Annotated in this window: 1 protein-coding gene; it reads left to right on the top strand. The window is 28.4% G+C overall.

Annotated elements, in window-relative coordinates:
• The first annotated feature begins 32 nt into the window (after window positions 1-32).
• A complete protein-coding gene (locus tag MPF13_RS15470; RefSeq protein ID WP_249983667.1) occupies window positions 33-668 on the top strand; it encodes a hypothetical protein in 636 nt (211 codons plus the stop codon).
• The last annotated feature ends 124 nt before the right edge of the window (window positions 669-792 follow it).

Genomic DNA, 792 nt, shown 5'->3' with positions numbered 1-792 from the left:
AAACACGTTAGGCACAAGCAAAAACCACGATTATGAAAAGATTTGAAAACAAAGAAATTGAACTAATTAAAGAGTCTTTTGAGTTAAGAAAAAAGAATTCTGATGTTGAACACATTAATAAACTGAATGTAATAACAACAAAATTATCTTTTCCAATAAAAAATCTGACAAGTTTGCAAAGGGCAATAATTAGTGGTTGTGTTAAAGAACTTGCCATTTATCCGAATGAAGATATATTGAGAAAATCGGAATACGAAATCTTATTATCAAGAAAAGAAATTGAGCAAGATTGTTTGAAAATTGACATTGCTTCTAACATTTTGAATAAAATTAAAAAAAGAACTGAATCAAAAAGAAGATTATTTGAACAGACTTTTGAAAAAATTGACAAAATTTCTAACTCAAAACAAGTTTATTACTCAATCACAAACAACGGAAAAATATATAAAATTGGAATTGTAACGGAGAAAAATAAAGGACTGAAAACTGAATTATGTTTGACTTCTACTCTATCGAATTTTGAAATCGGAATTTTAAGCGAGAATTCTTTTATGAAGTCTGCTAAACCGACTGACTTAGTTAATTATTTAAAAGATTACGGAAAAGACAATAAACTGACTGAAAACCACAACCGATTTATAAAAATAATGGAAAATGCCAGTGCCTAACACCGTATAAAAAAAATTGCTAAATTAGTACTTAATTAAAGGTAGTTGCATTTTTGCCAACTTCTGAATTTCCTTCGGAAATTCCTCGCTGACAAAACCGCAACTTTCCTTATACAACAACGTT

The sequence above is a fragment of the Polaribacter sp. Z022 genome, assembly GCF_023555495.1.
GTDB lineage: Bacteria > Bacteroidota > Bacteroidia > Flavobacteriales > Flavobacteriaceae > Polaribacter.
Note: the sequence above shows the minus strand (reverse complement) of the source record. Positions and strands in the feature narration are given on the sequence as shown.

What these genes read in the sequence shown, in the direction of transcription:
- MPF13_RS15470 (WP_249983667.1), top strand. Translation starts at nt 33, where the DNA reads ATGAAAAGATTTGAAAACAAAGAAATTGAACTAATTAAAGAGTCTTTT.